General features: G+C 66.2%; 9 protein-coding genes. 4 read left to right on the top strand and 5 right to left on the bottom strand.

The features are described 5' to 3' along the window. Positions 1-7: 7 nt before the first annotated feature. The 5 genes from gcvP to TQ98_RS14360 form a co-directional block, all read right to left on the bottom strand. Positions 8-2,872: an aminomethyl-transferring glycine dehydrogenase gene (gcvP, locus tag TQ98_RS14380; RefSeq protein ID WP_103102962.1), complete on the bottom strand. Its 2,865-nt coding sequence runs from the start codon at positions 2,870-2,872 to the stop codon at positions 8-10. Positions 2,873-2,881: 9 nt separating this feature from the next. Next, a complete protein-coding gene (gene gcvH, locus TQ98_RS14375) occupies positions 2,882-3,259 on the bottom strand; it encodes a glycine cleavage system protein GcvH (protein WP_044872338.1) in 378 nt (125 codons plus the stop codon). Positions 3,260-3,737: 478 nt separating this feature from the next. Beyond that, on the bottom strand, positions 3,738-5,261 hold the full coding sequence (locus TQ98_RS14370; RefSeq protein WP_044872339.1) for a sigma-54-dependent transcriptional regulator: 1,524 nt from the start codon (positions 5,259-5,261) through the stop codon (positions 3,738-3,740). Positions 5,262-5,442: 181 nt separating this feature from the next. Then, complete coding sequence (locus tag TQ98_RS14365) at positions 5,443-5,667, bottom strand: hypothetical protein (protein ID WP_044872340.1); 225 nt, start codon at positions 5,665-5,667, stop codon at positions 5,443-5,445. Positions 5,668-6,067: 400 nt separating this feature from the next. Continuing rightward, a complete protein-coding gene (locus TQ98_RS14360; protein WP_044872341.1) occupies positions 6,068-6,394 on the bottom strand; it encodes a hypothetical protein in 327 nt (108 codons plus the stop codon). 240 nt (positions 6,395-6,634) lie between these two features. Here TQ98_RS14360 and pqqF point away from each other — a divergent pair, with 240 nt between their 5' ends. The 4 genes from pqqF (at position 6,635) to nahK (ending at position 14,480) form a co-directional block, all read left to right on the top strand. Then, positions 6,635-9,091, top strand: coding sequence for a pyrroloquinoline quinone biosynthesis protein PqqF (pqqF, locus tag TQ98_RS14355; RefSeq protein WP_052659188.1), 2,457 nt, complete (start codon positions 6,635-6,637; stop codon positions 9,089-9,091). A gap of 277 nt (positions 9,092-9,368) precedes the next feature. Next, on the top strand, positions 9,369-10,517 hold the full coding sequence (locus TQ98_RS14350; RefSeq protein ID WP_242443207.1) for a porin: 1,149 nt from the start codon (positions 9,369-9,371) through the stop codon (positions 10,515-10,517). 239 nt (positions 10,518-10,756) lie between these two features. Further along, positions 10,757-11,923, top strand: coding sequence for a nitric oxide-sensing protein NosP (gene nosP / locus TQ98_RS14345; RefSeq protein WP_044872343.1), 1,167 nt, complete (start codon positions 10,757-10,759; stop codon positions 11,921-11,923). Continuing rightward, entirely contained in the window at positions 11,853-14,480 is a 2,628-nt protein-coding gene (gene nahK / locus TQ98_RS14340) for a hybrid sensor histidine kinase/response regulator NahK/ErcS' (protein ID WP_103102961.1), read from the top strand. The genes nosP and nahK overlap by 71 nt, the downstream gene beginning before the upstream one ends. Positions 14,481-14,485 lie beyond the last annotated feature (5 nt).

Here is a 14,485-nt window from a genome sequence, read left to right as displayed (position 1 = left end):
GCCTGAATCAGGCGTCCTGATAAGCCTCGATGGACGGGCAGGCGCAGACCAGGTTGCGGTCGCCGTAGACGTTGTCCACGCGGCCCACCGGCGGCCAGTACTTGCCGTCCACCAGGCTGGCGGTGGGGTACACGGCCAGTTCGCGGCTGTAGTGGTGGGTCCACTCGCCGACCAGTTCGCGGGCGGTGTGCGGGGCGTTCTTCAGCGGGTTGTCGTCCTTGTCCAGTTCGCCGCTTTCCACCGCGCGGATTTCCTCGCGGATGCGGATCATGGCGTCGCAGAAGCGGTCCAGCTCTTCCTTCGATTCGCTCTCGGTGGGCTCGATCATCAGCGTGCCGGGCACCGGGAAGCTCATGGTCGGGGCGTGGAAGCCGAAGTCGATCAGGCGCTTGGCGACGTCGTCGACGCTGATGCCGCTGGTCTCCTTGAGCGGGCGCAGGTCGAGGATGCACTCGTGGGCCACCAGGCCGTTGCTGCCGGTGTAGAGCACCGGGTAGTGCTCCTCCAGGCGGCGGGCGATGTAGTTGGCGTTGAGGATCGCCAGCTGGGTGGCGCGACGCAGGCCCTCGCCGCCCATCAGGCGGATGTACATCCAGGTGATCGGCAGGATGCTGGCGCTGCCGAAGGGCGCGGCGCTCACCGCGCCGTCCTTGCGCGCCATGTGCGCGTGGCCGGGCAGGAAGGGCGCCAGGTGCGCCTTCACGCCGATCGGGCCGACGCCCGGGCCGCCGCCGCCGTGGGGGATGCAGAAGGTCTTGTGCAGGTTCAGGTGGGAGACGTCGCCGCCGAACTGGCCCGGGGCGCAGAGGCCGACCATGGCGTTCATGTTGGCGCCGTCGATGTACACCTGGCCGCCGTTGGCGTGGATGATCGCGCAGATCTCGCGGATGCCTTCCTCGAACACGCCGTGGGTCGACGGGTAGGTGATCATCAGCGCGGCGAGGCGCTCCTGGTGCTCCTCGGCCTTGGCCTTGAGGTCGGCGAGGTCGACGTTGCCGCGGGCGTCGCAGGCGGTGACCACCACGCGCATGCCGACCATGGCGGCGGTGGCCGGGTTGGTGCCGTGGGCCGATTGCGGGATCAGGCAGATGTCGCGCTGGTCGTCGCCGCGGCTGTGGTGGTAGGCGCGGATCGCCAGCAGGCCGGCGTATTCGCCCTGGGAGCCGGCGTTCGGCTGCAGCGACACGGCGTCATAGCCGGTGGCCTGGCAGAGCATGGCTTCCAGCTCGCTGGTCAGCTCCTGGTAGCCCTGGGACTGCTCGGCCGGGGCGAAGGGGTGCAGCGCGCCGAACTCGGCCCAGGTCACCGGGATCATCTCGCTGGCGGCGTTCAGCTTCATGGTGCAGGAGCCCAGCGGGATCATGCTGCGGTCCAGCGCCAGGTCCTTGTCGGCGAGCTTGCGCAGGTAGCGCATCAGCTCGGTTTCCGAGTGGTAGCGGTTGAACACCGGGTGGCTGAGGATGGCGCTCTGGCGCCGCAGGGCGGCCGGCAGGCGGCTGCCGACGCGGGCGGCCAGCTCGGCGAAGACCGGCAGGGCCTGGCCGTCGGCGAACAGCGCCCAGAGCTGCTCGACGTCGGCCGGGGTGGTGGTTTCGTCCAGCGACAGGCCGAGGCGCGCGGCGTCCACTTCGCGCAGGTTGAGGCGCTGGGCACGGGCCTGGGCGTGGCGCTCGGCGGTCTGGCTGCCGGTGGCCAGGGTCAGGGTGTCGAAGAAGGCTTCCTGCTCGACGGTCACGCCGAGCTGGGTCAGGCCCGCGGCGAGGATCGCGGTCAGCTGGTGCACGCGCTGGGCGATGCGGGTCAGGCCCTGCGGGCCGTGGTAGACGGCGTACATGCTGGCGATGTTGGCCAGCAGCACCTGCGCGGTGCAGATGTTGCTGGTGGCCTTCTCGCGGCGGATGTGCTGCTCGCGGGTCTGCATGGCCAGGCGCAGGGCCGGCTGGCCGTGGCGGTCGATGGAGACGCCGACCAGGCGGCCGGGCATGTCGCGCTTGAACGCGTCGCGGGTGGCGAAGTAGGCCGCGTGCGGGCCGCCGAAGCCGAGCGGCACGCCGAAGCGCTGGGCGCTGCCGAGGGCGACGTCGGCGCCGAACTCGCCGGGCGGGGTCAGCAGGGTCAGCGCCAGCAGGTCGGCGGCCACCGCCACCAGCGCGCCCACGGCGTGGAAGCGCGCCACCAGTTCGCGGTAGTCGAAGAGGTCGCCGTTGGCGGCCGGGTACTGCAGCAGGGCGCCGAAGTAGGCGCTGGCGTCGGTGATTTCACGCTCGTCGCCGATCACCACCTCGATGCCCAGCGGCTCGGCGCGGGTGCGCAGCACGTCGAGGGTCTGCGGGTGGCAGTGCTGCGAGGCGAAGAAGGCGTGGCTGGCCTTGTTCTTCGCCAGGCGCTTGCAGAAGGTCATGGCTTCGGCGGCGGCGGTGCCTTCGTCGAGCAGCGAGGCGTTGGCCACCGGCAGGCCGGCGAGGTCGCTGACCAGGGTCTGGAAGTTCAGCAGGGCTTCCAGGCGGCCCTGGGAGATTTCCGGCTGGTAGGGGGTGTAGGCGGTGTACCAGGCCGGGTTTTCCAGCAGGTTGCGCAGGATCGGGCTGGGGGTGTGGCAGGGGTAGTAGCCCTGGCCGATGTAGCTCTTGAACAGCTGGTTCTTGCTGGCGATGGCCTTGATCGCGGCGAGGGCTTCGGCCTCGCCCTGGCCGGCCGGCAGGTCGAGTACGCTGGTGCCCTTGATGCTGTCGGGGATGACGCTGTCGGTCAGGGCTTCGATGTCTTCATAGCCGAGCAGTTGCAGCATGGCCTTGATGTCGGCCTCGCGCGGGCCGATGTGGCGGGCGATGAATTCGTTGGTGGTGGCGAGGGCCGGGGTTTCGATGCTCATGGACGTACCTCAGCCGTTGGCTTTCAGCAGGTTTTCGTAGCCGGCCTGGTCGAGGAGGCCGTCGAGGACGCTGGTGTCGGCCAGCTGCATGCGGAAGAACCAGCCCTTGCCCAGGGGTTCTTCGTTGACCAGTTCAGGGCTGTCCACCAGCGCCTGGTTGATTTCCACCACCTCGCCGTCCAGCGGCATGACGATGTTGCTGGCGGCCTTCACCGATTCCAGCACGGCGACTTCCTCGCCCTGGGTGTAAGCCTGCAGCTCCGGAAGTTGAACGAACACCACGTCGCCCAGCGCGTCTTGCGCGTACTCGGTAATGCCGACGGTGACGCGACCGTCTTCTTCAAGGCGCAGCCACTCGTGGTCGGCGGTGAAACGCAATTCGCTCATCTTTGGTCCTCAACTCGTATGACGCGCCTGTTTCTTCTGCCAGGCGCTTAGCCCCGCACGCAGTCTTGGCTGCGCGCTGTCGCCCCCGCATTAGCAAAGGGGATGCCAGAAGGCTGTAAGCCTTTTCTATCAAGGGATTGAGGGGATTTATGAAGAAACGGGATGAATCTTCCCGTATTGAAATCGCTACAGGGGGAGAGGGCTGATACCCGTGAGAGGGAAGAAGCCCAGAGCGGGCGCGGGTTTCAGGCTGCTGTAGCGAAATCGCTACGATGTATCGATTTCGCTACGGGCGCGCTGAGGCTGGCTCATTAATCGTTATAAATCAGGCAAATAACGATTAAATGTGATGTTGAATGTGAAGAATTTCCATCCTGGGGTGGGCCAGCGCTGCGCTTCAGCCCACCCTGCGGGAGGTGATTTGAAAGATGAATATCCAATATTTTCAATTGGATAGTGAGTAAATCTAGAAATGCACTCAGCTTTTGCCCGGAATTCCGTACTTGCGCAAACGATGGGCGATGGCGGTGTGGGAGGTTTGCAGTCGGGCAGCCAGTTGGCGGGTCGAGGGGTAGGTGACGAAGAGCTTTTCCAGCAGGGCGCGCTCGAAGTTCTCCACGGCCTCTTCCAGGCTGCTGACTTCGCCGTCGCTTTGCCGAGCCACGGCGGTGCCGGCGATGTCCAGGTCGCCGATTTCCACCAGGTTGCTTTCGCAGATGGCGGCGGCTCGGAAGATCACGTTCTGCAACTGGCGGACGTTGCCCGGCCAGCGGTTGCCCAGCAGTGCCTGGAAGGTGCCGGGTGCCAGTCGGCAGGCGGGGCGCTGGATCTGGGTGCAGGCCTGCTGCATGAAGAAGCGGGCCAGCAGCAGGATGTCCTGGCCGCGCTCGCGCAGGGGCGGCACTTCCAGGTTGAGCACATTGAGGCGGTAGAAGAGGTCCTCGCGGAAGGCGCTTTCGCTGACCATCTTTTCCAGATTGCGGTGGGTGGCACTGAGGATGCGCACGTCCACCTTGATCTCGCGATCGCCGCCCACGCGGCGGAAGCTGCCGTCACTGAGGAAGCGCAACAGCTTGGCCTGCAGGTAGGGCGACATCTCGCCGATCTCGTCGAGGAAGACGGTGCCCTGGTGGGCCAATTCCAGCAGGCCCGGTTTGCCGCCACGCTGAGCGCCGGTGAAGGCACCGGGGGCGTAGCCGAACAGTTCGCTCTCGGCCAGATTCTCCGGCAGTGCGGCGCAGTTCAGGGCGAGGAAAGGCTGGTTGCGGCGGGTACTGGCAGCGTGGCAGGCACGGGCCACCAGTTCCTTGCCGGTGCCGGTTTCGCCGCGAATCAGCAGCGGGGCATCGAGGGACGCCACCCGCTGGGCACGGGCCTTGAGGGTGGCCATGGCGGCGGATTCGCCCAGCAGGGAGTCGAAGCCTCCGGCGGCGTGGTCGTGGTGCAGGGCCGAGAGGCGTTCGCCGATGCGGTTGGGCTGGTACAGGGTGAGCAGGGCGCCCGTCAGGTGCTCACCTTCGGTAATGGGGACGGCATCCAGCAGCAGGGCCTGACCCTTGAGCGTCACTTCCCGCAGCGGCAGGCGGAAGCCCTGCTCGAGCAGCGCGCTGTGCAGGCTGTCGTCGCCGAACAGCTGTGACAGCGGTTGGCCTTCGGGCTCCGAGCCGTACAGGGTGATCAGCGCCGGGTTGGCCAGCAGGATGCGGCCGTGTCCGTCCACCGCCAGCACCGGGTCGCTCATCGCGGCCAGCAGGGCGTCGAGTTGCAGGCGCCGGCGCTGGCCGGGGAGGATGTCGACCACCGTCACTTCCTGCACGCCGCGAACGGCATGCAGGGCGTCGCGCAATTCGTCGAGCACTTCGGGGCTGAGGGTGGGGGCGTCGATGTAGACGTTGGGCGGCACCATCTCCACCGCATCCAGGTTGAGGTTGCGGCCGCCGAGCAGCGCCAGAACCTCCTGGGTGATGCCGACGCGGTCGATGAAGGTGACGTGAATTCGCATGTGGACGCTGGGCTGGCGGTTTGAAAGGGGCGAATTATGCCCGGTCTGTCGCCCTTAGGTAACAGGCCGTCGTGCGTCTCGCTGCCAGGCATGAGAGTGGCCCTGCATCCGTCCCCGCAGGCAAAAGGCGCCCGGAAATGAAAAAGCCCCGCGTTTGCGGGGCTTTTCGTTGGGGACTGCATCAGCAGGTCAGGGCTTTCTGCGCCCGGTCGATCACGTTCTTCATGTGATCGGCATCGCCGTATTGCTCAGGGTACAGACGCTCGCTGTGACGGGCGACACCGAATTCATTGACGACGGTGAAGCTGAAGTTGCCGTTGCGAGCGGCAGTGATGTGGCAGGTAAACGGCGCAAAGGCGCTGGTCAGGGTGCTGATGGCAGCTTGGGCTTGATGATGGATGGTCATCGTGTTGCTTCCTTCGTATTGCGGCCAATCGGCCGCCAGACAAATGACTCCGAATCCGCCAGGCAACGGGCGCTGGTCAGATGATCCTTATCGGAGCAAGGGTGCCGGCACTAAGTTCCCGTCGGGGATCTGGCTCTGGCAGCTGGTACTTGGGATGCCAGGTACTGCGCCGGGCAAGGGTCTGGGCCTGGCTGGCAGTCCTGGTCAATCTACCGAGTGCTCATGACAGCTTTACTGCATCGCCCGGAAGGGGCGAGCGCGCGGTCGGTGAGGCATCGGGGGGTGGCCGGGTCCCTTTGTGGGAGCCCTCGGAGGGCGAGGGATCGGAAGGCCGATTGACTTACAACTTGGTACTAACGGCGGCGACCCTAACGGATCACTGAGCAAAAATCAAGCCATTTTAGTGGGTGTGGGGTAACTGGCTGATCGTGATCTCGGTGACCAGAGCGGTGCGGGCCGGCGGCGTGCGGGCGAGCAAGGGGCAGAAGCGTTCCAGCGACTGGATCAGGTCCCACTGCAGTTCGAGGTCGTGGCCAAGGCCGGTGATCTTGTCCAGCAGCCCCACCGATGAGGCCTGGAGGTTGCTGTCCGTGGAACCGGCCAGGTTGGCCGTGACCTGCGCCAACACTGTGGTGAGGGCCGTCATGTTGCGGGTGGTGAGGGCCAGGATATTGGCCAGCAGGGCGATTTCGCTTTGCGGAATCTGTTGGGGAGGAGTCTCGTCCATGTGCGCTCCAGTGTGGCGATCCGCCGATATGGCATCGGGCCATTATCGGTTTGAGATGACATCGTCCACGATGGAGTCACGCCGATGCCGGGTGCTGGCAAATATCTGAATGGCTTGTAGGAAATCTCCCATCAACAAGAAGAACAAGCCACAGGTACTAGAGGACTAGGCCCAAAGCAGCATTGTCGGGACTTTGGTCGGAACCGAAGCTACAGGCGATTCCCTGGATGCGTGGTCGCCATGTCCACTCTGATCGAGCCCTCCAAGCAGCCGCTGAACCTGCAACTGCCCAACGGCCTGGAGGTGCGCATTGCGCACCAGGCCGGCGCGCGGATGGCTGCGGCTCGGGTGGAGGTGCGCGGCGGCAGCCATGACGAGCCGGGCGAGTACCCGGGGTTGGCGCACTTCCTCGAACATTGCGTCTTCCTCGGCAGTCGCGATTTCCCTCCGGGCGAGGGACTGATTCCGTTCGTCCAGGGCCTGGGCGGCCGGGTCAATGCCAGCACCCGCGCGCGCAGCACCGAGTTCTTCTGCGAAGTGCCGGCGACGCATTTGGAGCAAGCCCTGGCGCGGCTGCTGGACATGCTCGCCACCCCATTGCTGGATTCGACTGCGCTTCACCGTGAGCGCGCGGTGCTGGAAGCCGAATACAGCGCCCGTGCGTGCGACCCGCAAACCCTCTGCGAGGCCGCCCTGGCGTATGCCCTGGCTCCCGGCCACCCGCTGGCGGACTTCCACGCCGGCAACGCTGCCAGCCTGGCGCTTGAGTCGCCGGACTTCATCCCAACGCTGCAACGATTCCACCATGACCAATACCAACCGGGCCGAATGCGCCTGACCCTGGTCGGGCCGCAATCTCCTGAGGAGCTGCTGGAGCTGGCTCGGCGATTGGGTAACCCGCTCGAACCCGGCCGGTCTCTGCCCGAGCCATCTGTGCCGCCCATGCTGCCGTTGCGGGCAGACCGGCTCCGCCTCGGATTACCCCGTGACCCGGGGCGGCTGATCATCGCGTTTGCACTGGAGGGGCAGGGTGATGGACTGGAAGCGGCCGCGGGGTTTCTCCAGCGCCTGCTGAATGATGAGTCCTTCGCCGGCCTCCAGGCACGCCTGGCGCTCCTCGGGCTGAGCGACGGCGTGCGCCTGCGGTTGCCCTATGCCCAGGCTGGCCAGGGGCTGCTGCTGATGGAGTTCGAACCGGTGCACGGTGCTGACCGTTCGCAACTGGAGGCTGAGCTGCTGGCCTGGCTGGCCTTCCTCCGTGCCAGCGTCCCCTGGCCGGGCCTCTGGGAGGAACAGGAAGAAATCCTGCGCCGAAGGACCGCCACTTTCGGGCCGCTGGAAACCGCAATGGCGCCTGCGGCACCCAGCAAAGTCGACGTCCGCGCGTTTCTGGAACAACTGCGGCCTGAACGCCTGATACGGCTTGAGACCTGTGAATCCGACGCCGGCCCCAACCTTGAAGTGGCAGGCTTTCCCCTGAACCTGGAGCGGCTGGACACCCGGCCAGCCGCCAGATCCAGCACCCATTGGCGCCTGCCACCGGCCAATCCCTACCTGCACCCGGAGCCTCCCGCGCCGACGAGGCGTTCAGTCGTGCCGTTACTGCCGTGCCTGTCGGGATATCCCGATCAGGGCGCCCTGTTCTTGCGCTGGCTGCCGGGGCAGGGTGGGCTGCCACTGGGGCTCGCCCAAAGCCTGCAGCAGGCTTTGCGGCCCGTCCTGGGGCCTGCCTCACTGGCCGGGCTGGACGGACGATTGCAGCAGGAGCAAGGCGGATTGACCTTGAGCCTGCTGGGTAATGCCAGCCTGCTACGGCAGGCCGCCACAGACCTGCTGCCGATCCTGCAAGCACCGCCGCGCTGGACGCTGGCCCAGGGGCCGCGCCTGCAGCAGGCGGCGCTGCATCGCGCCACCGCCGAACTGCCCATCCGCCAGATGCTCCAGCGCCTGCCGGACCTGCTGGAGCAGCCACCGACCGAAGCCCCGCCCGCGCTCGACCCGCAAGCCCTTGTGTGCTTCTGGTCGCAGGCGCGCTGGCAGGGCCTTGGTCTGGGCGATGTGGGGCTGGAGGTCGAACCGCCTGGTCTGCCGATGAGCCGCGAGGTCCAGGCCGGGGAGGGCGACCGTCGATGGCACCCATTGGAAATGCCCGCTGGCGATAACGCCTTGCTGCTCTTCCATCTACTCCAACCGGCCAGCCCCGCCACCGAAGCCGCCTGGCGACTACTGGCCAGCCTCCTGGAGCCCGCCTTCCACCAGCGTCTGCGCGGGGAACTGCAACTGGGCTACGCACTGGCCTGTGGCTTCCGCCAACTGGGCCGGCAGCGTGGCCTGCTGTTCGCCGTCCAGTCGCCTCGCGTGCCGGTGGCCGGTCTCCTCGATGCGATTCGGGATTTCCTCGCCCGTCAGCGCAAACGGTTGGCGCACCTGAGCGCCGGGGAATGGGGAGAGCGGGTGCGGTCCCTCGACCTGCAACTGTCCCGCCAGGCCGCGAGCTTCCCCGACCATGCCCGCCAATGCTGGCTCGATCGCCTCGCGGGAATGCCCGACGGTCACGCGCAGCGCGTGCGCGACGCCCTGACCCGTCTCCAGCCGTCCCACCTGTTGATGGCCCACGACCAGCTCTGCGCCGGACAGTCCTGCCTCGCCCTGGCCAACGCCGCAGCCCCCTCGCCGGACTGGCACCTCCCGCACTGATCCTCCTCCTCAAGCCTTCCTCTCAGGTCGGTCCTCCGGGCCCGGTCCTTTCGTGCCTGCTCGTTATTCGAGGGTTCTACGACCTCGGCACCCCCCGGTCTTAGGACTTGCCGACGCGGCCTCCACGACCCGGCCAAAGCAGCGGAAAACCCCTGCCATTGCAGCGTATGGCGGCCCTGATGGCGTTTCGATAATCGCCTCCGACTCGACTGGCCCGCCCGGTCGTCCATCCACAGCGGAGAGCGTCATGCACAACAAGAACATCGCCCAAGCCCGTATGTCCCGCCTCGCCCTTGCGGCGGCGGTAGCCCTGGCCACCCAGCAGGCCGCCGCCGAGATCGTCCTCTACGACAAGGACGAGACCACCTTCTCCACCGACGGCTACATCAACGCCTTCTACGTCAACAGCGATGTGGACCGCGCCGGAGAACAGTTCGACCGCCGCCAGGCGCGGGTCAAGATGGGTTTCCTGCCCAACTGGATCGGCTTCAACATGGGCAAGCAGGTGGATGACCTGAAACTCGGCGCCCGCTCTTCCTTCTGGGTCACCATCAACGACAGCGAAACCAATGGCACGGCCACCGCCATCGACGTTCGCCAGTTCTACGGCACCGCCGGCGCGGATTGGGGCGAGGTGCTGATCGGCAAGGACTTCGGTCTGTTCGCCCGCTCCAACATCCTGCTGGACGAACTGCTCGCCGGTTACGGCCAGGTGAGTGACACCCTGGGCCTGGTGGATGGCGGCGGCGTCTCCTTCGGCAACATCGGCAGCGGCTACCCGTACCCGTTCCCGACCTCGCAGATCACCTACCGCAGTCCGAAGACCGACGGCCTGCGCGCCGCCGTGGGCATCATGGACCCGGTGGACACCAACGACGACAGCCCCACCGGCAAGGCCTACCAGGAGAACCCGCGTTTCGAGAGCGAAGTCACCTACGAGTTCGACCTGGGCGGCTCGCAGATCTATTCCTGGGTCAACGGCGCCTACCAGACCTCGGAAAACACCGACCCCAACGTCGACACCGTCACGTCCAAGGGCCTGGGCTACGGCGTTCAGGCCAAGATGGGCGCCTTCACCCTGGTGGGGTCGGGCTTCCACGCCAAGGGCATCAACCCCTTCTTCACCAACAACGCGGGCGAGCCGACCCTGCGCGAAGTGGACAGCGACGGCTACCTGGTCCAGGGCTCCTACCGCTTCGGCAAGAACCGCCTGGCGCTGTCCTACGGCAAGACCAAGGACGACGGCAACGGCGTGGTCAACACCGGCGCCGACTACGAAACCCGCGGCATCGCGCTGTTCCACGACGTCAACGACAACCTCAAGCTGGTGGCCGAGTACAACCAGTTCGAGATCGATGGCCATGAAGGCGACAGCCAGAACGAAGACACCGACACCGTCGCCCTGGGTGCCGTGTTGACCTGGTAAACCCAACCCGAATTGCTCCGGTTTTGGCGGGAGAGGCAGTTGTCCTCCCGCCTTTTTTATTTTGAAGGACGCAGTGGGCGCCGCTCTCTTGTGGATGCGAATTCATTCTCCCCACGGTGTGCCAGGCATCGGGTTCCTACCTTAGGACTAGTCCGGCGCTACCCAAGAAGGATGGGGCGTCCCGGAACCCCTCCGTAGAATTTCCCCATCAACAGCAGGCTTATTGAGTGAGAACCGGGATGCTCGAGGAACCGGCAGAAGGCGTCGTCACCGCCATGTCCCTGGCCAGTGAGGCGGAGGCGGTGGCCCAGGACCTGGCGCGTCAGCTCATTCATCCGCACCTGGGCTTCGTGCTGTTCTTCTGCTCCGCCGAGTACGACCTGGAAGCCCTGGGTCAGGCTCTGGAGCAGTATTTCGGCGGCGTGCGCCTGGTGGGCTGCACCAGTGCCGGCGAGATCACGCCCCAGGGTTACGGTCGCAACTGCGTCAGCGCCGTCGGCTTCGACCATCGCAGCTTCTCCATCGCCAGCGCCCTGGTGGACGAAATGGACCGCTTCGGCCTGATCGACGCCCAGCAACTGGTGGAACGCCTGGTGCAGGACTGCCGGGTCAACTCCTTGGCCCCGATCAAGGGCCACTGCTTCGCCCTGACCCTGCTGGACGGCCTGTCCAGCCGCGAGGAAGTGGTTCTCGCCGCCCTCGGTGCGGCGTTCGGCAGCATCCCGCACTTCGGCGGCTCCGCCGCTGACGACAACCACCTCAAGCACACCCACGTCTATTACGAAGGGCGCTTCCATGCCGGCGCGGCGGTGGTGGTGCTGGTCAATACCGCCCTGGATTTCGAGGTGTTCAGCACCCATCACATCCAGCCCGGCAACGAAAAGCTGGTGGTGACCCGAGCCGACAACGCCAGCCGCCGGGTCTTTGAACTCAACGCCGAGCCGGCGGCGGAGGTTTATGCGCGGATGATCGGCGTGCCGGTGGCGGCCCTGGACCTGCGCTGTTTCGCCGCCCACCCCCTGGCGGTGCGCCTGGGCGAGCAGTACTACGTGCGCTCGATCCAGCGGGTGAATCCGGACCTCAGCCTGACGTTCTACTGCGCGGTGGAAAACGGCATCGTCCTCACCGCCATGCGTACCGGGCCGCTTCTACCCAACCTGGAAACCCTGTTCCAGCAGCTGGGCGAACGCCTTGGCCCGCCGCTGCTGACCATCGGCTGCGACTGCTTCCTGCGCCGCCTGGAAATCGAGGACGACGCCGAGGCCGTGGCGCGCACCTCCGACGTCCTGCGCCTACAACGGGTCATCGGCTTCAACTCCTACGGAGAGCAGTTCAATGGCATGCACATCAACCAGACCTTCACCGGAGTCGCCATTGGCCGCCGGGGTCGCAATGGATTGCGCTGAACACCAGGCACGCCTGGCGGCCCTGGAGGAGGAGAATCGCAAGCTCAGGTGCATCAACGCGGCGCTGATCGAGCGGGTGGAGTCCAGCGCTTCGCGCCGCGACGACAGCTATGCCGCGTTCCAGCACTCGGTGGTGCTGGCCGAGCAGGTGCGCGAACGCACCGATGCCCTGAACCAGGCCATGGCTGAGCTCAAGGCCAGCAACCGGCTGCTGAGTGACGCCCGGCTGCGGGCGGAAACCGCTCACCAGCACCTGATCGATGCCATCGAGAGCATTTCCGACGCGTTCGTGCTGTTTGACCGCGACCAGCGCATCGTCCTTTTCAATAGCCGCTTCAAGTCCTTCTGGGCGCGCACCCGCGCCCGTATCGGCAGCGGTACGCGTCTCGCGGAAATCCGTCGTCTGGCGGAAAGCACCGGGCTGATCGTGGAGGAGCATCGCGGCAGCGACGACAACATCCTCTATCGCCTGCACGACGGGCGCTGGGTGCAGGTCAGCGAGCGCCCCACCCGCGAAGGCGGGCTGGTGATCCTCTACACCGATATCACCGAGGTGAAGCAAAACGAGACCGCCCGCCGCGAGCAGGCCCTGGCGCAGAAATCGCGGCTGTTGCAGCGAGCCGTGGACAACCTGTCGCAAGGCGTGGCCATGGTCGGCGCCGAGGGCACCCTGGAACTCTGGAACCACCGGTTCCTGGAACTCTGCGGCCTGGCGCCGCTGGAGGCCCACCGCTCCTTCGCCGGCGTCATGGCCGACAGCGAGGTTGGCCTGCTCACCCCCGACACCCGCGATATCAACGGCCGCCCCATCCGCGAGATGGAGCAGCGCCTGTACAGCGGCCGGGTGCTGGAAGTCCGCACCCATCCGCTGCCCACCGGTGGCTTCGTCAACACCTTCACCGACATCACCGAGCGTTACCGCCACGCGGAGGCACTGGCGGAGAGCGAGCGCTGGATTCGCCTGATCACCGACCACGTGCCGGCGCTGATCGCCTACCTCAGCGCCGATCTGGTCTACGAATTCACCAACAAGGTGTACGAGGAGTGGTACCGCTGGCCCCGTGGCGCCATGCTCGGCCAGAACCTGCGGGACGTGCACAGCGACGAGCACTGGCGGCGGCTGGAGCCCTACGTGGAGCGGGCGCTGAGCGGGGAGAGCCTGTCCTTCGAGGTCACCGAGACCAACTACAACGGCCAGGAGCGCTGCATGCTGCGCTCCTACGTGCCCAACCGCCTGGCCAATGGCGAGGTGGTGGGCATCTTCGTGCTGATCCGTGACATCACCGAGCGCCGTCGCACGGCCGAGGCCCTGCACCAGGCCTACCAGAACCTGGAACAGCGGGTGCGCGAGCGCACCTCCGAGCTCACCACCCTGAACAATCAGCTGCGTCATGAGATCGAGGAACGCACCCAGGCGGAGCTGCGCCTGCGGGAAGCCAAGTTCGAGGCCGAACGCGCCAACCTGTCCAAGACCAAATTCCTCGCGGCCGTCAGCCATGACCTGTTGCAGCCCCTGAATGCCGCGCGGCTGTTCACCAGCGCCTTGTTGGAGCAGCGGACTCAGACCTGCAACCTGGCCCTGGTGCGCAATGTCAGCAACTCCCTGGAAGACGTGGAGAACCTGCTGGGCACGCTGGTGGACATTTCCAAGCTGGATGCCGGGGTGATCAGACCGGATATCGCGCCTTTTGCCGTCAGCGAATTGCTGGACAACCTCGCCGTGGAATACCGCCAGATCGCCGCCAGCGAGGGCCTTCAACTGGACTTCGTGCCCAGCTCGGCCCTGGTGCGCAGCGACCTGCAACTCCTGGCGCGCATTCTCCGGAATCTGCTCAGCAATGCCATTCGCTACACGCCACGGGGACGGATTCTGCTGGGCTGCCGGCGCCGGCGGCAGAGCCTGTGGATCGAGGTGCGCGACACCGGCATCGGCATCGCCCAGGACAAGCTCGGGGAGATCTTCCAGGAGTTCAAGCGTGGCGAGGTGGTGCGGGAGAAGCAGGACCGCGGCCTCGGCCTGGGGCTGGCCATCGTCGACAAGATCGCCCGGATGCTGGGCCATCGCATCCATGTGGCCTCCACGCCGGGCAAGGGCTCGCTGTTCGCGGTGGAAGTGCCCTTGGCCCGGCGCATGCCCCGGCAGAAACCGGAACGCGACGAGCCCCAGGCGGTGCTGGAGCGCCTGGAGGGCGCGCGGGTCTGGGTGCTCGACAACGACGCCGCCATCTGCGCCGGCATGCGCACCTTGCTGGAAGGCTGGGGGTGCCGTGTCACCACCGCGCTTTCCGAGGAAGACCTGGCGCGCCAGGTGGACAACTTCCACGCGGACGCCGATCTGCTGATCGCCGACTACCACCTGGACAGCGGCTGCAATGGCGTCGATGCGGTCGCCACCATCAACGCCCGCCGCAGCACACCGCTCCCGGCCCTGATGATCACCGCCAACTACAGCAACGAACTGAAGCAACAGATGCGCGAACTGGGCCACACCCTCATGCACAAACCCGTGCGGCCCATGAAGCTGAAGACGGCGATGAGTCATTTGCTGGAGCGGTGAGATTG

The sequence above is a fragment of the Pseudomonas sp. LFM046 genome, assembly GCF_000949385.2.
In the GTDB taxonomy this organism is placed as follows: Bacteria; Pseudomonadota; Gammaproteobacteria; order Pseudomonadales; family Pseudomonadaceae; genus Metapseudomonas.
The sequence above is the reverse complement of the archived record's forward strand: the minus strand, read 5'-3'. Positions and strand labels throughout refer to the sequence as shown.